At 69.2% G+C, this 22,784-nt stretch carries 20 protein-coding genes; 16 read left to right on the top strand and 4 right to left on the bottom strand.

All coding sequences use genetic code 11. The annotated features are described in order from the left end of the window. The first annotated feature begins 94 nt into the window (after positions 1-94). Genes A5789_RS34970 through A5789_RS34950 form a run of 5 tightly spaced genes read left to right on the top strand, consistent with a single transcriptional unit; the run spans position 95 to position 7,244 of the window. Positions 95-355 (top strand): three-helix bundle dimerization domain-containing protein, encoded by a 261-nt coding sequence (locus tag A5789_RS34970; RefSeq protein WP_063014933.1) that lies wholly within the window; start codon positions 95-97, stop codon positions 353-355. 12 nt (positions 356-367) lie between these two features. After that, a complete protein-coding gene (gene ppk2, locus A5789_RS34965) occupies positions 368-1,291 on the top strand; it encodes a polyphosphate kinase 2 (protein ID WP_369817532.1) in 924 nt (307 codons plus the stop codon). Between the two features lie 31 nt (positions 1,292-1,322). Continuing rightward, positions 1,323-4,118 (top strand): cation-translocating P-type ATPase, encoded by a 2,796-nt coding sequence (locus A5789_RS34960; RefSeq protein ID WP_082941169.1) that lies wholly within the window; start codon positions 1,323-1,325, stop codon positions 4,116-4,118. A gap of 9 nt (positions 4,119-4,127) precedes the next feature. Beyond that, entirely contained in the window at positions 4,128-5,834 is a 1,707-nt protein-coding gene (locus A5789_RS34955) for a SulP family inorganic anion transporter (protein WP_064903958.1), read from the top strand. Positions 5,835-5,855: 21 nt separating this feature from the next. Further along, the gene (locus A5789_RS34950) at positions 5,856-7,244 is read left to right on the top strand and encodes a diacylglycerol kinase family protein (RefSeq protein ID WP_082857055.1); all 1,389 of its coding nucleotides are present in this window, start codon (positions 5,856-5,858) and stop codon (positions 7,242-7,244) included. Here A5789_RS34950 and A5789_RS34945 read toward each other — a convergent pair. Further along, on the bottom strand, positions 7,228-8,451 hold the full coding sequence (locus A5789_RS34945) for an RIP metalloprotease (RefSeq protein ID WP_064903956.1): 1,224 nt from the start codon (positions 8,449-8,451) through the stop codon (positions 7,228-7,230). The two genes, A5789_RS34950 and A5789_RS34945, sit on opposite strands and share 17 nt — an antisense overlap. A 21-nt stretch (positions 8,452-8,472) precedes the next feature. Further along, the gene (gene dxr / locus A5789_RS34940) at positions 8,473-9,612 is read right to left on the bottom strand and encodes a 1-deoxy-D-xylulose-5-phosphate reductoisomerase (protein WP_063015001.1); all 1,140 of its coding nucleotides are present in this window, start codon (positions 9,610-9,612) and stop codon (positions 8,473-8,475) included. Positions 9,613-9,774: 162 nt separating this feature from the next. Here dxr and A5789_RS34935 point away from each other — a divergent pair, with 162 nt between their 5' ends. After that, a complete protein-coding gene (locus A5789_RS34935; RefSeq protein WP_104363070.1) occupies positions 9,775-10,059 on the top strand; it encodes a DUF2631 domain-containing protein in 285 nt (94 codons plus the stop codon). A 48-nt stretch (positions 10,060-10,107) separates the two neighbouring features. On the opposite strand, the gene A5789_RS34930 is transcribed toward A5789_RS34935, so the two are convergent. Next, on the bottom strand, positions 10,108-10,842 hold the full coding sequence (locus A5789_RS34930) for a LysR substrate-binding domain-containing protein (protein WP_063014939.1): 735 nt from the start codon (positions 10,840-10,842) through the stop codon (positions 10,108-10,110). A 194-nt stretch (positions 10,843-11,036) separates the two neighbouring features. On the opposite strand from A5789_RS34930, the gene A5789_RS34920 reads away from it, so the two are divergent. From A5789_RS34920 to crcB (A5789_RS34910), 3 genes are all read left to right on the top strand, one after another. Continuing rightward, a complete protein-coding gene (locus tag A5789_RS34920; protein WP_082941168.1) occupies positions 11,037-11,684 on the top strand; it encodes a phosphatase PAP2 family protein in 648 nt (215 codons plus the stop codon). Positions 11,685-11,820: 136 nt separating this feature from the next. Beyond that, positions 11,821-12,339: a fluoride efflux transporter CrcB gene (gene crcB / locus A5789_RS34915; protein WP_063014948.1), complete on the top strand. Its 519-nt coding sequence runs from the start codon at positions 11,821-11,823 to the stop codon at positions 12,337-12,339. Next, positions 12,336-12,698, top strand: a complete 363-nt coding sequence (gene crcB / locus A5789_RS34910) for a fluoride efflux transporter CrcB (protein ID WP_030513106.1) — start codon at positions 12,336-12,338, stop codon at positions 12,696-12,698. Before crcB (A5789_RS34915) ends, crcB (A5789_RS34910) begins: the two co-directional genes overlap by 4 nt. Positions 12,699-12,719: 21 nt before the next feature. On the opposite strand, the gene A5789_RS34905 is transcribed toward crcB (A5789_RS34910), so the two are convergent. Beyond that, positions 12,720-13,862 (bottom strand): CdaR family transcriptional regulator, encoded by a 1,143-nt coding sequence (locus A5789_RS34905; protein WP_063028573.1) that lies wholly within the window; start codon positions 13,860-13,862, stop codon positions 12,720-12,722. A gap of 179 nt (positions 13,863-14,041) precedes the next feature. Here A5789_RS34905 and hpnC point away from each other — a divergent pair, with 179 nt between their 5' ends. From hpnC to hpnH, 7 genes are all read left to right on the top strand, one after another. After that, positions 14,042-14,896 carry a squalene synthase HpnC gene (hpnC, locus tag A5789_RS38205; RefSeq protein WP_030513104.1) on the top strand — a complete coding sequence of 285 codons (855 nt, stop codon included), beginning with the start codon at positions 14,042-14,044 and terminating at the stop codon, positions 14,894-14,896. Positions 14,897-14,898: 2 nt separating this feature from the next. Further along, the gene (gene hpnD / locus A5789_RS34895; protein ID WP_321190262.1) at positions 14,899-15,801 is read left to right on the top strand and encodes a presqualene diphosphate synthase HpnD; all 903 of its coding nucleotides are present in this window, start codon (positions 14,899-14,901) and stop codon (positions 15,799-15,801) included. Beyond that, the gene (hpnE, locus tag A5789_RS34890) at positions 15,798-17,300 is read left to right on the top strand and encodes a hydroxysqualene dehydroxylase HpnE (protein ID WP_064904029.1); all 1,503 of its coding nucleotides are present in this window, start codon (positions 15,798-15,800) and stop codon (positions 17,298-17,300) included. The genes hpnD and hpnE overlap by 4 nt, the downstream gene beginning before the upstream one ends. Further along, the gene (locus tag A5789_RS34885; RefSeq protein ID WP_063014952.1) at positions 17,297-18,313 is read left to right on the top strand and encodes a polyprenyl synthetase family protein; all 1,017 of its coding nucleotides are present in this window, start codon (positions 17,297-17,299) and stop codon (positions 18,311-18,313) included. Before hpnE ends, A5789_RS34885 begins: the two co-directional genes overlap by 4 nt. Positions 18,314-18,315: 2 nt before the next feature. Continuing rightward, the gene (gene shc, locus A5789_RS34880; protein ID WP_082857057.1) at positions 18,316-20,283 is read left to right on the top strand and encodes a squalene--hopene cyclase; all 1,968 of its coding nucleotides are present in this window, start codon (positions 18,316-18,318) and stop codon (positions 20,281-20,283) included. 478 nt (positions 20,284-20,761) lie between these two features. Next, positions 20,762-21,763 carry a 4-hydroxy-3-methylbut-2-enyl diphosphate reductase gene (ispH, locus tag A5789_RS34875; RefSeq protein ID WP_219823437.1) on the top strand — a complete coding sequence of 334 codons (1,002 nt, stop codon included), beginning with the start codon at positions 20,762-20,764 and terminating at the stop codon, positions 21,761-21,763. Beyond that, the gene (gene hpnH, locus A5789_RS34870) at positions 21,764-22,765 is read left to right on the top strand and encodes an adenosyl-hopene transferase HpnH (protein ID WP_030513098.1); all 1,002 of its coding nucleotides are present in this window, start codon (positions 21,764-21,766) and stop codon (positions 22,763-22,765) included. Positions 22,766-22,784 lie beyond the last annotated feature (19 nt).

Here is a 22,784-nt window from a genome sequence, read left to right as displayed (position 1 = left end):
CGGATATGACGAATCACGAAAGAGCAAGGCGCCGTCGAATTTCGCGCCCGATTCGTGCCTTGACGACCATCGCCGCCGGGCAGACGATAGACCGATGACCGGCGATGAGGAATTGATTCAGGTCGAACAAGTCATCGAGCGAATGATCGCGCGCCACCCGTCCGTCCCGCCGGGGGACATAGAACTCATCGTGCGCGACATCCACAAGCGCTTCTCCGATGCGCGAGTACACGACTTCGTCCCTCTGCTCGTCGAGAAGGCAGCACGGCAAGCGATCAGCATCCGGCCCGCAGGAACACCGGCATCCGCGTCTCGCACCCGTCCGCGCGGCACGCGCGCAGTGACGGTCATCTGAGGAGACGAGTACGTGGGGAAGAAGTCCCGCCACGGCAAGCGCCGGGCCGACACCCCGGGGAACACGCTCACCGAGCGTTCCCACCGTCCGCCGCGAAGCTCGGCGGAGCTGTCCGGCGCGCAGGAATCCGCGGCGGCGAGGTCGAACGAGCCGATATCGAACACGCCGATGTCGAACAAGGAGTACCGGCGGCTGCTGCGGCCGCTGCAGGCCGAACTGGTCGCCCTGCAGGAGTGGGTGAAGGACTCCGGCGCGCGGATCTGCCTCGTCTTCGAGGGCCGCGACACGGCCGGTAAGGGGGGAGTCATCAAGGCCATCACCGCGCGCGTGAGCCCGCGGGTGTTCCGGGTCGTCGCCCTGCCCGCCCCCACCGAGCGGGAGAAGTCGCAGATGTACATCCAGCGCTATCTGCCGCATCTGCCGGCCGCCGGCGAGGTCGTCATCTTCGACCGCAGCTGGTACAACCGGGCCGGCGTCGAACGGGTGATGGGTTTCTGCACCGACGAGCAGGCCCGGCACTTCCTCGAGCTGATTCCGACGGTGGAACGCGAGATCGTCGACTCGGGCGTCATCATGCTGAAGTACTGGCTGGAGGTCGGTCAGGACGAGCAGACGCGGCGGCTGCAGAGCCGCATCGACGACCCCCGCAAGATCTGGAAACTGTCGGATCTGGATCTGCGCTCCTACAGCCGCTGGTACGACTATTCGCGGGCACGGGACGAGATGTTCCACTTCACCGACACCGGCTGGGCGCCCTGGTATATCGCGGCCACCGACGACAAGAAGCGTGGCCGGCTCAACATCATCAGTCACCTCCTCGGCCGGATCGACTACGAGCCGCTCGATCGACCGCAGGTCGTGCTACCGGATCGGCAGAGCGCGAACGGCTATCGCGTCCCACCGCAGCCGCTGCACTGGATTCCGACGCCGTACTGAGAGTTGCGAGCCGAGGGAGAGGACGAGCGTTATGGCGGACACACAAGCGGTGCCCCGGAATCCGTCCGCCGGCGCACCGGCACCCGAACCTGCCGATTGGCACGCCCGCGACGCCGACGCGGTGGTGACTGCGCTCTCCTCGGACCGGCACGCCGGACTCACCACCGCCGCGGCCGAGCAGCGGCGTAAACGCTACGGCCCCAACGAAATAGCCGCCGAGCCCGCACCGGCGCCGTGGGCCGTCGCGCTGCGACAGCTCCGCGATCCGATGAACCTGATGCTGGTCGCGGTGGTGGTGGTCAGCGTCGTCATCGGCGAGATTCCGACGGCCGTCGTGGTCGGGGTGCTGGTCGTGCTCAACGTCGTACTCGGCACGCGACAGGAACTCGTGGCGCGCGCGAGCGTGGACGCGCTGGCGAAGATGCAGTCGCCGCAGGCGCGGGTGGTGCGCGACGGAGTGCTGACCCAGCTCGACGCGCTCGAGCTGGTGCCCGGCGATATCGTCCAGCTCGAAGCGGGCGATATCGTCCCCGCCGACGGCCGGCTCGTCACCTCCGCGACGCTGGAGACCCAGGAGGCGGCGCTCACCGGTGAAAGCGCCCCCGTGGCCAAGGATCCCGGCACTCTCGCCGCCGCGGACGTACCGCTCGGCGACCGCGGCGACATGGTCTATCAGAACACCTCGGTCACCCGGGGGACCGCCACCATGGTGGTCACCGAAACCGGGATGAACACCGAGATGGGCCAGATCGCGTCCATGCTGTCGGCGGTCCCCCCGTCGAGATCACCGCTGCAGCGTGAGCTGGATTCGCTGACGAAACTGCTCGGGGTGATCGCGTGGACGGCGGTGGCGATCATCGTGGTGATCGGTGCGCTGCGCGGCCAGGATGTGACAGCGGTACTACTGCTGGGCATTTCGATGGGCGTCTCCGCGATTCCCACCGGGCTGCCGACCTTCGTCCAGGCGATGCTGGCCTACGGCGCACGCCGCCTCGCCGACGCCAAGGCCGTGGTCAAGAACCTCACCGATGTCGAGACGCTGGGCGCGACCAGCGCGATCAACTCGGACAAGACCGGCACCCTGACCATGAACCAGATGACGGTGCGATCGCTGTTCTTCCACTGCCGCTGGTACGGCGTGACCGGAGAGGGCTACAGCACATACGGAACGGTCACCGAGGCCGCGGGCGAAGGCGTCCCGGATTTCAGCCTGCTCGCCTATGGTCTGTGCCTGGACAGCGACGCCACCGTGTCCGACACCGGAGAGGTGGTCGGCGATCCGACCGAAGCGGCGCTGGTGGTACTGGCGGCCAAGCTCGGCATCGACGCTCCGCTCACCCGCCGCGCCTACCCGCGCATCGCCGCGGTGCCCTTCGACTCGGCCTACAAATTCATGGCCACCTTCCACCATCTGCGCGTCGACGATCGGACTCGATTCGTCGAATTGGTCAAGGGCGCACCGGATATGGTCCTGGCCCGCTGCGCGAGCGCCTACCGCCCCGGCCGCACGGAGGTGCCGATCGACGAGGCGCGCGCCGAGATCACCGCCGCGATGCACACCATGTCGGAGCAGGGCCTGCGCGTTCTCGCCTTTGCCGTCCGGATCCTCGACGGCCGGGTGGACGCCGCGCGGGCCGATCCCATGTCGCTGGTCGAGAATCTCACCTTCGTCGGCATGGTGGGTATCATCGACCCGCTGCGGCCCGAGGCGGTCGATTCGGTGCGCATCGCCCACGAGGCAGGGATCGACGTGCGCATGATAACCGGCGACCACGCGATCACCGCCGCCGCGATCGGAGCCGAACTCGGGCTGGGGCCGGGGGCGGTCGGCGGCGCGGAACTGCAAGCCATGACCGACGAGCAACTGGCCGAGGCGCTGCCGAATCTGCACGTGTTCGGCCGCGTGACCCCCGAGGACAAGCTGCGGCTGGCCGGCGTGATGCAGCGCGGCGGCGCGGTGGTGGCGATGACCGGTGACGCGGTCAACGATGCCGCCGCGTTGAAGAAGGCCGATATCGGCGTCGCGATGGGTTCGGGCAGCGAGGTCACCAAACAGGCCGGCAAAATGGTGCTCACCGACGACAACTTCGGGACGCTGATCACCGCGATCCGCCTCGGCCGGGCCATCTACGACAAGATCGTGTCCTACATTCGGTATCAGATGTCGAAACTGTTCTCCCTGGTGCTGCTGTTCTTGGTGGCCAGCATCTTCGACATCAACCACGGCGTCGCGCTGACTCCGCTGATGGTGCTGTTCCAGCACTTCTTCATCACGCTGTTTCCGGTCGCCGTCATCATGACCGACCCGCCGCCGGCGAATCTGATGAACAAGCCGCCGCGCGATCCGGCGATGCCGATCGCCAACCGGACCGCGTTCGCGCAGTGGCTGGCCTACGGTGTGCTGCAGTTCGCGGTCGCCCTTGCCGCCATGCTGCTGGCTCCCGGCGAGATGAGTACGGACACCGCCTCGGTGCCGATGACGACGACCTTCGTGGTGCTGTCACTGGGTTCGGTCCTCGCCGGGCTCGCGATGCGTCGCGATCCCGAATCCGGTTTCACCGCACCGGTTCTCGGTGCGCTGAAGATCTTGTCGATCCCGGTCGTCGTCACCGTGCTTGCCGTGGAATTGAGTTTCCTGCAGGATCTGCTGATGACGACATCGCTGACGGGTGGCCAGTGGCTGGCCTGTCTCGGCTGGTCGGTGCTGATCCCGATCGCGATCGAGGCGGAGAAGGCGCTGCGGCGCAGGCGCATCCGCCACAACGCACCGCAAATTCCGCTCGACACTGCGGCCGCGGTGACGCCGCTGCGTGCCCGGGCGCACTGAGGCGCGGCCGTGGGCTGGCGAGACAGTATCGGCCGGCTGCCCGGAATCGCGACCGCGCGTGGATATCACCGTGACTGGCTGCGCGCGGATGTGACCGCGGGCCTCGTCCTGACCGCGCTCCTGATTCCCGCGGGCATGGGCTACGCCGAAGCCGCCGGGCTGCCCGCCTACGCCGGCCTGTACGCGACCATCGTTCCGCTGCTCGCCTACGCCGTGGTCGGCCCGTCGCGAATCCTCGTACTCGGCCCCGACTCGTCGCTGGCCCCGCTGATCGCGGCGGCGGTGCTGCCGCTGGCGGCCGCCGGTGATCCCCGCAGCGCCCTCGCGCTGGCGGGCGTACTGGCCGTACTCGTCGGCCTCATCCTGCTCGTCGGCGGTTTCCTGCGCCTCGGATTCGTCACCGAACTGCTGTCCAAACCCATCCGGCTGGGATATCTGAACGCCATCGCGCTGATCGTCGTCGTCGGGCAGGTGCCCAAACTGCTGGGATTCTCGGTCGAGGAGACCGGTCTGCTCGCCGAGATCGCGGCCATCGTCCGGGCGGTCTTCCACTCCGGCATCGAACCGGTCGCAGCGGCCGTCGGCATCGGATCACTCGCCGTCATCGTGATCTTCCGGATGTGGCTGCCGATCGTGCCGGGTGTGCTCGTCGCGGTCGTGGCCGGCATCGTGATCTCCGCGGCCGCCGGGCTCACCGGCGAGATCGGGATGGTCGGCGCGTTGCCCGAGGGCCTGCCGCTGCCCTCGGTCGGCGGGGTCGGCCGGCACGAGGTCGCTCGCCTGATCGGGCCCGCGGCGGGTATCGCGCTGATCGCCTTCGCCGACAGCGGCGTCCTGTCGCGCACGTTCGCCTCGCGCCACGGCGAGGACGTCGACGGCAGTACGGAAATGAAAGCGATCGGGGTCGCCAATGTGGCCGGCGGGCTGTTCGGCGGATTTCCCGTGTCCGCCAGCGGCTCTCGCACCCCCGTCGCCGAACAGAACGGTGCGCATACGCAATTGGCGGGTGTGGTCGGAGCGGCCGCGGTGTTGCTGTTCGTCCTCATCGCCCCCGGACTCACGGCCTACCTTCCCGACGCGACGCTCGCGGCGGTGGTGATCGTCGCGGCCACCGCGTTGATCGATGTGCGCGGCCTGGTCCGGATGTGGCGGATGAGCACGGTGGAATTCGGCCTCGCCGTGGCCGCGTTCCTGGGCGTCGCGCTGGTGGGCGTCCTGCAGGGCATTCTGGTCGCGATCGGGCTGTCGTTCGTCGCGGTGGTCGCGCGGGCCTGGCAGCCGTACCGCACCGAACTCGTCGCCACCGCGGACCGGCCGGGTTTCCACGACATCGAACGCCACCCCGAGGGACACCGCTTCCCCGGCCTGGTGCTGGTGCGTTTCGACGCGCCCCTGTTCTTCGCCAACGGCCAGATCTTCGACGACTACGTGCGCTCGCTCGTCGCGCGGGCTCCGTACCCGGTCGAATGGGTGGTCGTCGCCGCCGAACCGATCACCGGCCTCGACACCACGGCCGTCGACGAACTCGTCGATCTCGACCGGTACCTCGAGGGCCGCGGGATCCGGCTGGCCTTCGCGGAGATGAAAGGGCCGATCAAGGACACGATCATCCGCTTCGGCGTCGGCGACCGGTTCGACGCGACGCATTTCTACCCCACCGTCGACGCAGCGGTCGATGCCTTCCAGCACCGATCCGATCACACGACCGATACCTGAGCGCCCGGGACGAGGCCTGCCATGAACCACATCTACGCCGAAGAGCCACCCTCGCACCGCCGATCCGGAGACGCAGCGAACGACGGCGGCCGCTCGCTGCGCGCCCGATCACGCTGGGCGCGAACAGCATTCGTCTTCGCCGGTGCGGCCGTCGTGGTGCCGGTCGTATTCGCCGACGTGCTGGGTACCCTCGCGCTGCTGATCGTCGGTGCGGGCGGGGTGGTGGTGACGGTGGCCGCGCTGTACTGGTTCGTGAGCGACCGTGGGGCCATTCGGTGGGTGTCGGCGATCGTGGCGGTGGCGGCGCCGATCGTGGTTCTCGTCATGTTCGTGCGCACGGGCCTGCTGTGGGTCGTGCTGGTGGCGGGCGCGCTGGCCTTCGCGTCCATGTTCTGTGCTCGCGCCGCGCTACGGCCGGGTGAGGCCCACACGACGGCGATCGAATACTCCGCGCCGCCACCGCGACGACCGTTCCTGATCATGAATCCCCGCTCCGGGGGAGGGAAAGTCGCGAAGTTCGATCTGCGGCGCCGAGCCGAAGAGCTGGGCGCAGAGGTTGTGCTGATGGAGGGTCGCGTCGATGTCGCCGCCCTGGCTCAGGAGGCCGTCGAACGAGGTGCGGACCTGCTGGGCGTCGCGGGCGGCGACGGGACCCAAGCGCTCGTGGCCGGGGTCGCCGCCGCGCACGACCTGCCGTTCCTCGTGCTCAGCGCGGGCACGCGCAATCATTTCGCGCTGGACCTCGGGCTCGACCGCACCGATCCGGCGACCGGGCTCGACGCGTTGCGCGACGGCGTGGAGATGCGCGTCGACCTCGGCCGGATCAACGGCCGGCCGTTCGTCAACAACGCCTCGTTCGGCGTCTACGCCGAGATCGTGCGCAGCCCCGCCTATCGCGACGACAAGACCGCGACCGTCCTGCGCCTGCTCCCCGATCTGCTCGCCGGCCACAGCGGGACCAAGCTGGTGGCGCGTATCGGCGCCACCACGGTCACCGGCCCGCAGGCGGTGCTGGTGAGCAACAATCCCTACGGCACCAGCGATCTCGCCGGGCTGAGCCGCCGCGACCGCCTCGACCGCGGCGTGCTCGGGGCGGTCACGGTCTCGGTCTCCGATACCCGCGCGGCATTGGGTCTGATCCGTCGCACACACAGCCACGGACTGACCCAGCAGACCGCATCCGAAGTCGTCGTCGAGGCCGAGAGCTCACCGATCCCCGCCGGCGTCGACGGGGAATCGCTGCTCCTCGACACACCGGTGCGATGCGTCGTGGAACCCGGCGCGCTGCGCGTGCGCGTACCGCGCAACCGCCCCGGAACCCGCCCTGCCGCAGCCGCTCTGGACTGGCTGCGCCTGCGCGATCTGGCGCTCGGTCGCGCGAGCGCCGAATCCGCTACGGGAACAGCTTGATCGGGTTCACGATGTCGGCGACCAGGGTGAGGATCATGTACGCCCCGCCGATCACCACCACCACGTAGGTGGCGGGCAGCAGTTTCAGGTAGTCGACCGGAGCGCCGTTGGGCAAGCCCTTGCGGTTGCGCCACATGTTGCGCAGCTTCTCGAACATCACCACCGCGATGTGGCCGCCGTCCAGCGGGAGCAGGGGCAGCAGGTTGAACGCGCCGAGGAAAAAGTTCAGGCTGGCCAGCACCAGCACGAACATGTTCCAGTATCCGTGTTCGGCCGTCTCACCGCCGATCTTGCTGGCGCCGTAGACGCTCACCGGTGTGTCGGCGTCGCGCTGGCCGCCGGTCACGGCGTGCCACAGGCTGACGACCTTGCCCGGCATCTGCGCGAGCGAAGCGAACGTGCGGCCGAACATATCGCCGGTGAAGGCCGCCGACGCCGGAACCGCCGCGATCACGTTGTATTTGACCGGGCTGTACACATCCTGTGCCACGCCGACTTTGCTCACGTACACCGGCGTGGTGACCCGCTCGGAACTGTCGGTGGACTTCAGCGGATAGGTCGCCACCCGCTCCGGGGTCACCGGAATCTGCAGGGTCTGATCGTCACGTTTCACCGTGTAGACGACCGGGCCGTTGGCCTTCTCGGTGATCGAGCGGAAGTCGTTCCAGGTCTTGACGGGCTTGCCGTCGATCGCGGTCACCAGATCGCCGCGCTTCAGCCCGGCGCGTTCGGCCGGGCCGGGGCCGGTGCACTTCTGCATCGACCCGTCGGGGTTCTGCGCGGGCACGCAGCCGGCCGGGTAGATCTGGGTGGCCGGCGGCGAATCCAGCCGGGGCAGCCCCCAGGCCACCGCGAGCAGCATGATCAGCAGGAAGCCCAGGATGAAGTTCATCGCGATGCCGCCGAACATCACCACCAGCCGCTTCCAGGTGGCCTGCCGGTACATCGCGCGATGCAGGTCCTCGGGTGGAACCTCGTCCAGCGCGGTCATCCCCGCGATATCGCAGAAACCGCCCAGCGGCAGCGCCTTGAGGCCGTATTCGGTCTCACCGCGGCGGAACGAGAACACCTTCGGCCCGAAGCCGACGAAGTAGCGGCGCACCTGCATGCCGGTGGCCTGCGCCGCCCACATGTGGCCACATTCGTGTAGCGCCACCGATACCGTGATGCCGAGGGCGAACAGCACGAATCCGATCGCGAAGCCCATGCGGTATGGAACCCTCCTGAATCAGTTGCTCACGAGCGTGCGCGCACGCTGTCGCGCCCACGCATCCGCCGCGAGCACCTCGTCCAAGGTACTGGGTTCCGCGGCCCAGCGGTCGGCCGACTCGACGACCCGCGCGACCGTGCGCACGATATCCGGGAATCGCAGCGCACCGTCGAGGAATGCCTGCACCGCGATCTCGTTGGCGGCGTTGTACACCGCGGTGACGCTGCCACCGGCCTTACCCGCCGCGCGAGCCAGCTCGACCGCCGGGAAGACCTCGTTGTCGACCGGTTCGAATTCCCAGGTGAACGCGGTGCCGAAGTCGATCGGGGCGAGTGTGCCCGGCACCCGGTCGGGCCAGCCCAGGGCCAGTGCGATCGGCAGCTTCATATCGGGCGGGCTGGCCTGGGCGAGGGTGGAACCGTCGGTGAAGGTCGCCATCGAATGCACGATCGACTGCGGATGCACCGTGACATCGATCTTGTCGTAGTCGATCCCGAACAGCATGTGCGCCTCGATCAGTTCGAGGCCCTTGTTCACCAGCGTGGCCGAATTGAGGGTGTTCATCAAACCCATCGACCAGGTGGGATGAGCCTTGGCCGCGTCGGGGTCCACCGATTCCAGCATCTCGGCGGTCCAGCCCCGGAACGGGCCGCCGGAGGCGGTGAGCACCAGCCGCGCGACCTCGTCGGCGCGCCCGCCGCGCAGGCACTGCGCCATCGCCGAGTGTTCGGAGTCGACCGGGACGATCTGCCCGGGAGTGGCGGCCCGGGTCACCAGACTGCCGCCCGCCACGAGTGATTCCTTGTTGGCCAGGGCCAGGCGCCGCCCCGATTCCAGAGTCGCGAGCGTCGGGCGCAGCCCGAGCGCGCCGACCAGGGCGTTGAGCACCACGTCGGCGTCGGTGCGGCGCACGAGTTCGGTCACCGCGTCCGGACCGGTTAGGCCCACACCGAGTTTCGCGGCGGCGGCCGGATCGGCGACGGCCACGTTGTCGGTACCGGTGGCGCGGATCTGCTCGGCCAGCAGGTCGGTATTGCCGCCGCGCGCGGCCAGTCCGACCACCTGGAATCGGTCCGGATTGGCGGCGACGACCTCCAATGCCTGGGTGCCGATGGAGCCGGTGCTGCCCAGCAGCAGAACTTTCACGATGTCGGACACGCACTCATTGTCCACGGTGAATCGCCGCGCACGTCACCCCGCTGGCTACGACGCCCGGTCGTATGCAAACATATTCTCGACAGTCACCTTCACGACCTGCGGACCTCACGGTGCACTCCGCGCACCCGAACCGCAGCGAACACGGAAATGATGGGAGCGAACGTGGCCGCCACGGAACTGGAACCCGCCAAGAGCGCCGGCGTCGTCACCAAGGTCGATCCCGCCGAGGTTCCCTCCGCCGCCTGGGGCTGGAGTGGTGAATCGCGGCGCACCTTCCGTATCGCCGGATGGGTCGTCTTCCTGATCCTGCTGGCCATGCTGTTCGAGAACCAGCAGGGCCACACCTCGGGCACCGGCTACACCGGATACATCTTCCTGATCGGTTTCGCCGTCGCGCTGGCGGGCATCTTGATCCGCGATTCGATCATCCGGCGCAAGCCGCGCTGAATCACCGTCGCGTAGCGCATCATTCGACCGGCCGCTGAGGTGCTGACCTCAGCGGCCGCGTCGTTTCCGCGGGCCGCCGGCCTTGCCCGCCCGTCCCGGCTTCGCCGCGCCGCCCCGGCGTGCGGCCGGTTTCGCACCGCCGTCGCCCCGGCCCCTACCGCGCTGCGCCGCAACACCTTCGGCGCGCGCACCGGAATCCTGCCGGCCGCGCCGATCGCGTTCACCGGCGGTCCGGGAACTGCGTGCCGTGCGCCCGCGCACGACGCCGATGAATTCCTCGGCGAGTTCGACCGCGTCCTCGATCGGCCACGACAGCGCGACCTGGGTCGGATCGACATCGGTGAGCGGGCGATAGATCAGGTCGCGGCGGTGATGCAGCCGTGCCAGCGACTGCGGCACCACCGCCGCCCCGCCGACCGCGGCCACCAATTCGACGGTGTCGCCCACCGCGTCGAGATCGGTCGCGTCCTGCATCCGCTCGCCCTCCAGATCGGCCAGGCTCACCTCGTCGAACAGCCCGATCGGATGATCCTTCTGCACCACCGCCACGGCGACCTCGTGGTAGAGCGGAATCGCGTGCAGCCCGGCCCGATCGATCGGTAACCGGACGAAGCACATGTCGACCCGTCCCTGCGCCAGTACGTCGCGCTGCTGTGCCTGCGGCACGGCGATCAAATCGAGCGGGACATCGGGGAACCGTTCGGCCCACACCCGCGCCCACTTGGCGACGGTGACGCCCGGGACGTAGCCGATGCGCAGCGCGGCGGGAGCAGACTCGGTCATGCGGTCAGCGTATGGCACCGGGCGGGCCGGTTCGGCATCCACCGCGAACCACGGCGACCCGATACGCGATCCAGGTGACGCGGAGTTCGACGGCAGTGGTCGAAACCGTGCCCACCGGGCGAACACGGTAGAAATGATCGCAGTACGTTTCCCATCCTCCCCCGGCGTCCCGGGCAGACCAGATCGGATATGCGTTGACGACCCCCTCCCCGGCCCCGATGGCATCCGGCGGCCCCGGATTCGATCGGCCGCTGTTCACCACCATCACCGATTTCGCCGACCACACCCGGTGGCTCAACGACGCGATGCTCTGGTGGACCGACGCCGGTTTGGCGGTGTTCGCGGTGCTGATGGTGATCGGCTGGTGGCAGGCCCGGCGCCGCGACGACCGGTCCATGGCGCTGGCGCTCCTGGCTCCGGTCAGTGTGGTGGTCGCCTATCTGGTCGCCGAGCTGGTGAAGGTGATCGTCGCCGAACCACGCCCGTGCCGGGGCGTGCCGACCGCCTACATCATCGAAACCTGTCCGGTGCCGAGCGACTACTCGTTTCCCAGCGGTCACACCACCACCGCCGCGGCGACCGTCGCGGCGCTGTATCTGCTGAATCGGCGGCTGGGCTGGATCACGGCCGTCTTCGCGGTCGTACTGGCCTTCAGCCGGGTCTATGTCGGCGGTCATTACCCGCACGACGTCGTGGCGTCGGCGATCCTGGCTATTCCGGTCGCCGCTGCCGTCAGTCTGCTGCTGGCCCGCCCCGCCACGGCGGTGGTGACGCGCATGCGGTCCTCCGCACTGGCGCCGCTGGTCGCCGACGCCTCGACGGCGCCGGCATCCCGGATGTGAGCCTCACGCTATTCTGTCCGACGTGGCGGTGGGGCTCGCCACTTCGGCGCCGCGGCCGGAGCAACCGTGATCGGACGATCGCCAACAGTCCCTACTCGAGGTACCACCATGTTCGTGTTCGAGTAGGAGTCCGTCGTTGACCGAGCTACGCCGTGAGGAGCCCCGGCCCGGCGAATCCGCCGACCGGCCCGTCGATCCCGATATCGATCTGCACGTCCCGTCGCAACGCCGCGAACTGCTGCGCGAACACGGCGCGGTGCTGGCGGTGATCGGGCTGGGTGGCGGATTGGGCGGTCTGGCCCGCTACGGCCTCACCCAGCTCCTGCCGACACGCCCCGGGCAGTTCCCGTGGGGCACATTCACCGAGAATGTGCTCGGCTGCCTCGCGATCGGCGTGCTGATGGTGCTGATCACCGAGGTCTGGTCGGCGCATCGACTGGTGCGGCCGTTTCTCGGGGTCGGATTTCTGGGCGGGTTCACCACCTTCTCCACCTACGCCGTCGAAATCCGCAATCTGCTGCAACCCGGTTCGGCCGTGACGGCGTTCGTCTATCTGGCCGCTACCCTGCTGAGCGCGCTGCTCGCGGTCCTCGCCGGGGTGACGCTGGCGCGAATGACGCTGCTCCGCAAGGTGATTCGAGGAGAGGCACGATGACCGTCGTCCTGGTCTTCGCCGGTGCGGTGCTCGGCGCCCCGGCCCGCTACCTCACCGATCGGTTCGTGCAGGCACGCCACGACAGTCTGTTTCCCTGGGGCACGCTGACGGTCAACATCGTCGGCTGCCTGATTCTGGGCGCGCTCACCGGCGGTGCGGCCGGCAGCCCGGTGCTGGCGTTCGCGGGCACCGGATTCTGCGGGGCGCTCACCACCTACAGCACCTTCGGTTACGAGACCGTCCGGCTGCTCGAGCAGCGCTCCGTGTTCTACGCCGCGATGAACGTGGTGATCAGCGTGATCGCCGGACTCGGCGCCGCGCTGCTCGGCTATGCCGTGACGCACGCGCTGGTCGGCTGAGATCTCGCGGATATCGCCGACTCAACCGGCGCGTCCGTGCGGCTGATCCCAGACCAGCGCCAGATACATCCGGGCTCGCTCGCGTGGCGAATCCAGGCGCTCCCCGAGCAGGTCGTGCAGCCGGTCCATGCGGTAGCGCACGGTCTGCGGGTGAATGTGCAGATCGTCGGCGACCGCGTGCCGGTCGCCCATGTTCCAGAGCCAGCTGCGCAGCGTTTCGACCAGCCGGTCGCGCTTACCGTCGGGCAGTTCCCGAAGTGGTTGCAGCACTTGGGCACGCAGCGTTTCCAGCAGCCATTCGTCGCGATTGGCGATGATGGTGTCGAGTTCGTCGGCGACCACCACCGGCGAGCCGGACAGCACGCCGGCCTTGCGCAACCGCAGCGCGGTGCGGGCGATCCGCATACCGGTCGGCAGCAGGTCCAAGGTGAGCGGATGACCGATCACCGCGTCACAACCCCGCAGCGCGGCGATCAGCCGGGTGATCCGCCCGCCCAGCATCGGACTGGGCACGATCGCCCCGACCGCGTCGTCACGCCGGATCGGCAGGCAGTGACCGCCGAGATGTTCCACCACGCCGCAGGAGCGCGCATCGGCCGGATCGGCGAGCACCACCGCGACCTCGGGGGGCAGCTGCCAGCCCGCGCGTTCGGCGGCCAACCGGATTCCGACGGTGTCGGAACGGCCGGAAAGCAACATTTCCGCCAATTCCTCGCGGTGCCGTTCCCGGGCCGCGCTGGAGGCGGACTGTTCGAGCACATAACCGTGCGCCGAGGCCGCGGAGAATTCGTCGACGAAGGCGAAAACGGCCTCCGCCAGCACCGCGAGCACCTCCGGACCGAGATCGAGTTTCAGCGCCGTTTCCGCGACGTGATGCCAGGCGGCGCGGGCGCCGACCTGGTAGGCGCCGAGCAGATCGGACAGGTCCGCGCCGTCGTGCAGTTGCTGGCGACCCACCTGTTCGAAGACCAGCTGTGTCGGCGGCGGGACGCCCTCACCAGCGGAATCGCCTGTGCGGGGGCCGTGTTCGGCCAGGTCCAGGAGCCGATGGACGAACAACACCCCGACCTCGGCGACCTCCGGGCGATGGTCGTCGAGATAGCGCGCGTAGTCGGGCCACTCCGCGGCGAGCAGATCACGGACCTCGTCCAGGAGATCGGGCATCCTAGCGTCGAGTTCCTCCGAAAGCTGCTCCAATGCCTCCGGTGTTATCGGAATTTCATTATGGGAATCGCTCATTCGAGTCCTTTCCGACTCGATTATCTTCCGGATACAAAAAACACCAACCGGAATCACCTCGACGGTTGAAGATTTGAGCCCTGTGTTGCGTTCACCATCGAAACATGGACGCAGCGACAGCCCCGGCCCGCTGGCTGCGGGCCCGTGAAAAGGAAGAGAACTTTCCCGTCGCGCTGCGGTGGTTGCCGCGCGAACCACGCCGACACCTGCACGCGGTCTACGCAGCCACCAGGTTAATCGACCAGGTCGGCGACGAAGCCCCCGGCGATCGTGTGTCGCAACTGCTGACGCTGCGTGCCGACCTCGCCGGTCTCTACCAGGGTCGCACGCCCGACGATCCGGTGCTCCAGATGCTCGCCCCCACCGTGGCGGCGTGCGATCTGCCGCAGGAGGCGTTCCAGGAGTTGATCGAGGCCAATCTGCTCGATCAACGCGTCGGCCGCTACGCCACCTTCGAGGATCTGCTGGGCTACTGCCGGCTGTCGGCGAATCCGGTGGGCCGCCTGGTCCTGGCGGTCTTCGACCAGTCCACACCGGACACGCTGGCACTGTCGGATCGGGTGTGTTCGGCACTGCAGGTGCTCGAGCACTGCCAGGACGTGGCCGAGGACCACGCGGCCGGACGCATCTACCTGCCGCAGGACGATCTGGCCGCGGCCGGGGTGCCGGAAGCGGCGCTGGCCACCGGCGGACCGGGTGATCCGGCATGCCGGGCGGTGGTCCTGACCCAGGTCGAACGCTGCGAAGCGATGCTCGGCGAAGGAGCTCCGCTGGTCGCCCGGCTCACCGGATGGGCCCGGCTCGCAGTCGCGGGATATCTCGCGGGCGGATGCGCGACCGCGAAGGCGCTGCGCGCGGCCGAGGGCGACGTGTGGACCCAGCCGGTGCGGCCCCGCCACGTCGACACCGTGGCCTCGATGGTCACGCTGCTCGGCAAGGCCACGGTGGTGCCGCAGTGAGCATCATCGCGACCGGCCCGACCACCGCGGCGGCCTACGAGACCTGTGAACGGATCACCCGCACCGAGGCCAAGAACTTCTACTACGGTATCCGGCTGCTGCCCCCGGAGAAGCGCACGGCACTGTGCGCGCTCTACGCGCTGGCCCGCCGCATCGACGATATCGGCGACGAGCAGGGCGAACCGGCCACCAAAACCGAGGCGCTGACCCTGTTGCGCAAGGAATTGGACAAGGTCACCGGCGGCGCCGGCACCGACGATCCGGTGTTATTCGCCGTCGCCGACACCGCGCGGCGCTATCCGGTGCCGCTGGGCGCGTTCGGCGAACTGATCGACGGTGTGCAGGCCGATGTCGACGGCGTCACCTACACCGACTTCGACGAGTTGACCCACTACTGCCGGTGCGTGGCCGGGGCGGTGGGCCGCCTGTGCCTGTCGATCTTCGGCTCCGGCGGTGATCCGTGCGCGCCGCTGTATGCCGATCAGCTGGGAATAGCGTTGCAGCAGACCAACATTCTGCGCGATATCCGCGAGGACCTCGGCAACGGCCGGGTCTATCTGCCCCGGGACGAGTTGCTGCGCTTCGGCGTCCGGCTCGAACTCGACGCCGGTGGGGCGCTCGACGATCACAACGGCGGACTGGCCGCGCTGATCCGCGCCGGCGCCGAACGCGCCGAGAACTGGTATTGCCTGGGACTGCGGCTGATTCCGCATCTGGACGGCCGCAGTGCCGCCTGCTGCGCGGCGATAGCGGGCATCTACCGGCGGCTCAACGAGCGCATCCGCGCCAATCCGGTGGCCGTCTACGACCGGCGGCTGTCGTTGAGCGCACGGGAGAAGACCCGCGTCGCCTCCGGCGCCCTGCTGCAGTACTCGATGACGGCATTCGGGTGGGGCCCGCGATGACGGCGCGGGTGGCCGTGGTGGGCGGCGGGCTCGCGGGGATCACCGCGGCTCTGCGCTGCGCGGACGCCGGATATGCGGTGCGGCTGTATGAATCCCGGCCCTGGCTGGGCGGGCTGACGCATTCGTTTCCCCGTGGCGATCTGTGGATCGACAACGGACAACACGTCTTCCTGCGGTGCTGCGACCGCTATCTCGCACTGCTGGATCGGCTCGGCATGCGGGATGCGGTGCACCTGCAGCCGCGCTTGGACATACCCGTCTCCGGCGGTGGCCGCGCGGGCAGGTTGCGGCGGCTGCCGTTGCCGGCACCGTTGCATCTGAGCTGGGCGCTGCTGCGCTATCCGTGGTTGTCGCAGGGCGCGCGGGTGCGGTTCGTCCGGGCCGCACTTGCTCTGCGGGCGGTCGATCCCGCCGATCCACGGACGGACACCACCAGTTTCGGGGACTGGTTGCGTGCGCACGGCCAGGATCGCGACGCCGTGGACAGTCTGTGGGATCTGGTCGGCATCGCCACCCTCAACGCGCGCGCCGACGACGTATCGCTGGCGCTGGCCGCGACCGTCTTCCGGATCGGCCTGCTCACCGATGCCGATGCCGCCGATATCGGGTGGTCGCGGATCCCGTTGCGGCAGTTGCACGGTGAGGCCGCGCTGACCGCCCTCACCGCGGCCGGGGTTACGGTCGTCCACGAGCGAGTCACGGCCGTCCGGCGAGTAGCGAACGGGTGGGCGGTGTGCACCCGGTCCGGCGACTGCGCCGCCGACGCCGTCGTCTCGGCCGTGCCCCCTGCCGCGGCTCAGGCGCTGTTGCCCGCCGACGCGGTGGATCTGCCCGCGAATTGGGCTGCGAGCCTGGGCAGTTCGCCGATCGTCAACATCCACGTGGTCTACGACCGGCCGGTGATGAACGAATCCCTGCGAGCGGGGGTCGGCTCGGTCGTGCAGTGGGTTTTCGACCGCACCGACGCCTCGGGATTGCGCGCGGCGGGTCGCCGGAGCGCGGACGTCACCGACGGGCCACAAGACAGTTCGGCGCCGGTCGCGACAGCCGCACCGAGCCCGTCGGTGGCACCTGCCCGGTTTCCCGCCGGCGCGCAATATCTGGCCGTCTCCGTCTCCGCCGCCGACGCATTCGTCGATCGCCCCGTCGCCGAGCTGCGCCGGGAATTCCTGCCCGCCCTCGAACAGTTGCTGCCCGCCGCCCGCACGGCGCAGGTGGTCGACTTCTTCGTCACTCGCGAACGCCATGCGACGTTCCGGCCCGCACCGGGCAGTGCGCGGCTGCGGCCGCCCGCGGCCACCGCGTTGCCCGGCCTGGCGCTGGCCGGAGCGTGGACCGACACCGGCTGGCCCGCGACCATGGAGGGCGCCGTGCGCAGCGGGGAATCCGCTGCGGCCGAGATCATTTCGCATCCGTCGGGGCGTCGGCCCCGCGCCGGTGCCGCCGAGCGCACCGGTATGCCCGAACCCCGCACGCGGATATCGGAGGTGATCAGATGACGGTAACCATCCTGTCCACGGTCGACGCCGACGGCCAGGCCGTCCGGTCGGCGCTGTCCGACGCCGTCGGGCGGCTCGACGACGCGATCCGGCCGGTGGTCGCCTATCACCTCGGTTTCTGCGACGAACGCGGCCGTCCGGCCGTCGCCGACAGCGGCAAATCGGTGCGGTCGCGGCTGACCATGCTCGCCGCCCACGCCGCCGGCGGCGACGAGCTCTGTGGGATTCCGGGCGCGGTGGCGGTCGAACTCGTGCACAACTTCTCGCTCGTGCACGACGACCTGATGGATCGCGACGCCACCCGCCGGCATCGGCCCACGGTCTGGGCGGTGTGGGGCGATCCGGTCGCCGTGCTGGCCGGCGACGCGATGCTCTCGCTGTCGCACGAGGTGCTGCTCGATTCCGGGTCACCGCACGCGGTGGCGGCGGCCCGGCTGGTCGGGAAGGCGACCCAGGATCTGATCATCGGCCAGGCCGCCGACGTCGACTTCGAACACCGCAACGACGTGACCCTCGCCGAATGTATCCGCATGGCCATGGGCAAGACCGCGGCGCTGCTCTCGGCGAGTGCCGCGGTCGGCGGTGTGCTGGCCGGGGCGCCGCCGGCGACGGTCGGGGCGCTGCGCACCTACGGCGACAACATCGGTCTGGCCTTCCAGCTCGTCGACGATCTGCTCGGCATCTGGGGCGATCCGGCGGTGACCGGCAAACCGGTGTTCTCGGATCTGCGTTCGCGCAAGAAGTCGCTCCCGGTCACCTGGAGCGTGGAATCCGGCCGCGCGGCCGGTCAGGCGCTGGCACAGTGGCTCGCCCAATCGGGCGAACCGAGCGAGAACGATCTGCGGGCCGCCGCCGACATGGTCGAGACCGCCGGTGGCCGGCGCTGGGCCCGCGCCGAGGCCCGGCGGCGGGTGCGCACCGCCCAGCAGGCTCTCGCCGCGGTCACCATCACCCCCGAATACCGCCGGGAGCTTTGTGACCTGGCCGATTTCATCGTGGAACGGAGTGCATAGGAATGACAGTCACCCAAACCGGCAATGCGGCAGCGAACCGGCGGGCAGCGGTCGATCCGGCGCACGGCGCCGACGAACTGAGCGCGGTCCGCTCGGCCACCGACGCGGCGGTGCGGCTGCTGCGCTCGTCCCAGCACGAACAGGGCTGGTGGAAGGGCGAATTGGCGACCAACGTGACGATGGACGCCGAAGATCTCCTGCTGCGGGAGTTCCTCGGCATCTCCACCCCGGACGTGACCGAGCCGGCGGCACGCTGGATCCGATCACAGCAGCGCGCCGACGGAACCTGGGCGACCTTCCACGGCGGCCCCGGCGATCTGTCGACCACCGCCGAGGCGTGGGTGGCGTTGCGACTCGCCGGTGACGACCCAGCCGCGCCGCATATGCGCGCCGCGGCCGCATTCGTGCGCGCCGAAGGCGGGATCGAGGCGTCGCGGGTCTTCACCCGAATCTGGTTGGCGCTGTTCGGCTTGTGGTCCTGGGACGATCTGCCGAATCTGCCACCCGAACTCGTGCTGTTCCCGTCCTGGTTCCCGCTCAACATCTACGACTGGGGATGCTGGGCCCGCCAGACCGTGGTGCCGTTGACCGTGGTCGCCACGCTGCGGCCGTGCCGCCCGCTGCCGTTCGGCATCGACGAATTGCGTACCGGCGCGCCCCCGGCCCGCCGCGCGCCGATCACCTCCCTCGCCGGAGTGTTCCAGCGCGTGGACACGGTGCTGCACACCTACGCGCGGCTGCCGTTGAATCCGCTGCGCGATGTGGCGATGCGGCACGCCGCGGAGTGGATTCTGGCCCGCCAGGAGGCCGACGGCGGCTGGGGCGGAATTCAGCCGCCGTGGGTGTATTCGCTGCTGGCACTGCACCTGCTGGGCTATCCGCTCGATCATCCGGCGATGCGGGCTGGCATCGCGGGCCTGGACGGATTCGTCGTCCGCGAACAAACCCCGGACGGTGAGGTACGGCGGCTCGAGGCCTGCCAGTCACCGGTGTGGGATACCGCGCTGGCGACGGCCGCGCTGCTGGACGGCGGGGTGGCGCCCGACGACCCAGCGGTGCTGCGGGCCACCGACTGGCTGCTGGGTGAGCAGATCACCGCCGGCGGCGACTGGCAGGTGCGCCGGCCACATCTGGAACCCGGGGGCTGGGCCTTCGAATTCGCCAACGACGTCTACCCCGACACCGACGACACTGCCGAGATCGTCATTGCGCTGCACCAGGTTTCGCATCCGGATCGCCCGCGGCTGGATGCGGCGATCGAGCGCGCGGTGCGCTGGACGGTCGGCATGCAGTCCGCCGACGGCGGGTGGGGCGCCTTCGACGCCGACAACACCTCGATCCTGCCGACGAAACTGCCGTTCTGCGATTTCGGCGCCGTCACCGATCCGCCTTCGGCCGATGTGACCGCGCACGTGGTGGAGATGCTGGCCGTCCTCGGCCGCGGCGGTGATCGCGCATGCCGCCGCGGTGTGCGCTGGCTGCTCGACCATCAGGAGTCCGACGGTTCCTGGTTCGGACGCTGGGGCGCCAACCACGTCTACGGCACGGGCGCGGCGGTTCCGGCGCTGGTCGCGGCCGGTACGAGTCCGCGGTCGACGGCGATCCGCGCGGCGGTGCGCTGGCTGGAGGCCCATCAGAACGCCGACGGCGGATGGGGTGAGGATCTGCGCTCCTATCGGGACCCGGAATGGGTCGGCCGCGGCGACTCCACCGCCTCGCAGACCGCGTGGGCCCTGCTGGCCCTGCTGGCCGCCGAGGAACACGACTCCCCCGCCGTGCGCCGCGGCATCGACTGGCTGGTGCGCACGCAGCGACCCGACGGCGGCTGGGACGAGGACCTGTTCACCGGCACCGGCTTCCCCGGCGATTTCTACATCAACTACCACCTGTACCGCTTGGTGTTCCCGGTCTGGGCGTTGGGGCGGTACCTGCGGCGGCGAACGGCCACCGCCGAGCGAGACGGGAGCTGACGACATGCCCCGCCCCGGAACCGTCTGTGCCCCGTTGCGTTCGGAGTGGGCGGCACTGCGCGGTGCCGCCACGGCGCCCGTGGTGCACACCGGGCGCGGTCCGCGGCGGCGCTACGACGCCGCGGCGGCGGGACCGGTCGCGGTGGCGGGAGTCGCGGGTGCGCTGACCACGGAGCTGCGCCCCGGTGATCTCGTGGTGGCCAGCGAGATCCGGCGCAACGGCACCGAATTGCCCAGTCCCGCAGCGGTATTGCTGCACGGCGAACTGCTGCGGCTGGGGCTGCCCGCACGGCTCGGACCGGTGTATTCCGCCGAGCACGTGGTCACCGGCCGGGCGCGCGCCGAACTGGCGGAGACCGGTGCGCTCGCGGTCGACACCGAAACCGCGTTCCTCGCCGCCGATGCCCCCGACGGGCAGGCCGTCGCGCTCCGGGCGATCGTCGACACCCCCGACGCGCCGCTGCTGCGCCCCGGCACGATGTGGCGCGGAATACGGGCACTGCGTTCGCTGCGGGCGGCCGCGCCGGCGCTGGACCGATGGTCGTCGGCAACCGGCGAGCGCGAGATCCTGCTCGCCGGGCCGCGCTCGTTCTGCGCCGGGGTCGAGCGGGCGATCGAGATCGTCGAGCAGGCGTTGCTCCGCTTCGGCGCCCCGGTATACGTGCGGCGTCAGATCGTGCACAACAGCCATGTGGTGCGCGAATTGGCCGGGCACGGAGCGGTTTTCGTCGAGGAGCTCGATCATGTGCCCGAAGGCGCGGTGGTCGTGCTCGCCGCGCACGGCGTGACCCCGGACGTCCGCCGCCAGGCCGAACGCCGCCGCCTGCGCGTGGTCGACGGCACCTGTCCCCTGGTGTCGAAGGTGCACGCGGAGGTGCGCACCTTCGCCGCCGCCGACAAGACCGTCTTCCTGATCGGTCACGCCGACCACGAGGAGGTGGTGGGCACCCGCGGCGAGGCGCCCGGCAATGTGATCGTGGTCGCCGATCCGGAAGCGGCCGCCCGGGTGTCGCCACCGGATCCCGATCGGGTCGCCTACGTCACGCAGACCACCCTGGCCGTCGCGGAGGCCGAGGCCACGGCCGATGTTCTGCGGCAACGGTTTCCGGCCTTGAGCGGGCCGCGCAAGGACGACATCTGTTATGCCACCACCAACCGCCAGGAGGCGGTGCGGGCGGTGGCCCGGGAATCGGACCTGGTGCTCGTGCTGGGTTCGCGTAACTCCTCCAATTCGCTGCGGCTGGCCGAGGTCGCCGCGGCCGAGGGTGTGGCGGCACATCTGGTGGAGGACGCCGGCGAGGTCGAATTGGACTGGCTGGCCGGCACCCGCCGCATCGGTGTCACCGCCGGTGCGTCGGCACCGCCGCATCTGGTGGACGACCTGGTCGAGGCCCTGTCCGGGCTCGGCGCCCTCCGGGTCCGCCACACCACCGTGACCGAAGAGAGTGTTCGATTCAACCTGCCTCGGGAGGTGAGCTGAATGGCCATGCCATTCCGTCAATCCGTACGTCTGGGAGCGTATCTCGCAAAACAGAAGCTGTTGCGCCGCGAGAAGTTCCCCATCCTGGTCGAATTGGAGCCGTTGTTCGCCTGCAATCTGAAATGCGCGGGCTGCGGCAAGATTCAGCATCCGCATACGCTGCTCAAACAGCGCATGCCGGTCGAACAGGCCGTCGGCGCGATCGAGGAATGCGGCGCCCCGATGGTCTCGATCGCCGGTGGCGAACCGCTGATGCATCCGCAGATCGACGAGATCGTGCGGCAACTGCTCGACCGTAACAAGATCGTCTTTTTGTGCACGAACGCGGTGCTGCTGCCCAAACATCTGCACAAGTTCACCCCGCACCGCAATTTCGCGTGGATGGTGCATCTGGACGGACTGCGCGAACGCCACGACGCCTCGGTCTGCAAGGACGGCGTCTTCGATCAGGCCGTAGCGGCGATCCGCGAGGCCAAGGCCGCCGGATTCCGGGTAATGACGAATACCACCTTCTTCGATCTGGATTCGCCACAGGACGTGATCGACGTCCTGGACTATCTCAACGACGAGCTCGAGATCGACCACATGCAGATCGCGCCCGGTTACGCCTACGAGAAGGCCCCCGATCAGGAGCATTGGCTCGGGGTGAAGCAGACCCATCAGCTGTTCGCCAAGGCCTTCGCCGACGGACGCCGCAAGAAGTGGCGGCTGAATCATTCTCCGCTGTACCTGGATTTCCTGGAGGGCAAGGTCGACTTCGACTGCACCGCCTGGGCGATTCCGTCGTATTCGCTCAAGGGATGGCAGCGGCCGTGCTACCTGCTCGACGACGGCTATGTCGCCACCTATCGGGAATTGATCGACGACACCGACTGGAACGCCTTCGGCCGCGGCAACGATCCACGCTGCTCGAATTGCATGGCGCACTGCGGCTACGAGCCGACCGCGGTGGTCGCGACCCTGGGTTCGCTGAAGGAGACGATCCGCGCCGCCGTCAGCTGAGCCGAATCGACACCGGGTC

Origin of the sequence: Nocardia sp. 852002-51101_SCH5132738 (genome assembly GCF_001665695.1) — a bacterium.
In the GTDB taxonomy this organism is placed as follows: Bacteria; Actinomycetota; Actinomycetes; order Mycobacteriales; family Mycobacteriaceae; genus Nocardia; species Nocardia nova.
Note: the sequence above shows the minus strand (reverse complement) of the source record. Positions and strands in the feature narration are given on the sequence as shown.

Bases quoted from the DNA above. Each gene is read 5' to 3' on its own strand.
- A5789_RS34970 (WP_063014933.1), top strand. From the start codon at position 95: ATGACCGGCGATGAGGAATTGATTCAGGTCGAACAAGTCATCGAGCGA.
- A5789_RS34960 (WP_082941169.1), top strand. From the start codon at position 1,323: ATGGCGGACACACAAGCGGTGCCCCGGAATCCGTCCGCCGGCGCACCG.
- A5789_RS34950 (WP_082857055.1), top strand. From the start codon at position 5,856: ATGAACCACATCTACGCCGAAGAGCCACCCTCGCACCGCCGATCCGGA.
- A5789_RS34945 (WP_064903956.1), bottom strand. From the start codon at position 8,451: ATGGGCTTCGCGATCGGATTCGTGCTGTTCGCCCTCGGCATCACGGTA.
- A5789_RS34930 (WP_063014939.1), bottom strand. From the start codon at position 10,842: ATGACCGAGTCTGCTCCCGCCGCGCTGCGCATCGGCTACGTCCCGGGC.
- crcB (WP_030513106.1), top strand. From the start codon at position 12,336: ATGACCGTCGTCCTGGTCTTCGCCGGTGCGGTGCTCGGCGCCCCGGCC.
- A5789_RS34905 (WP_063028573.1), bottom strand. From the start codon at position 13,862: ATGCCCGATCTCCTGGACGAGGTCCGTGATCTGCTCGCCGCGGAGTGG.
- hpnC (WP_030513104.1), top strand. From the start codon at position 14,042: ATGGACGCAGCGACAGCCCCGGCCCGCTGGCTGCGGGCCCGTGAAAAG.
- hpnE (WP_064904029.1), top strand. From the start codon at position 15,798: ATGACGGCGCGGGTGGCCGTGGTGGGCGGCGGGCTCGCGGGGATCACC.
- A5789_RS34885 (WP_063014952.1), top strand. From the start codon at position 17,297: ATGACGGTAACCATCCTGTCCACGGTCGACGCCGACGGCCAGGCCGTC.
- shc (WP_082857057.1), top strand. From the start codon at position 18,316: ATGACAGTCACCCAAACCGGCAATGCGGCAGCGAACCGGCGGGCAGCG.
- ispH (WP_219823437.1), top strand. From the start codon at position 20,762: ATGTGGCGCGGAATACGGGCACTGCGTTCGCTGCGGGCGGCCGCGCCG.
- hpnH (WP_030513098.1), top strand. From the start codon at position 21,764: ATGGCCATGCCATTCCGTCAATCCGTACGTCTGGGAGCGTATCTCGCA.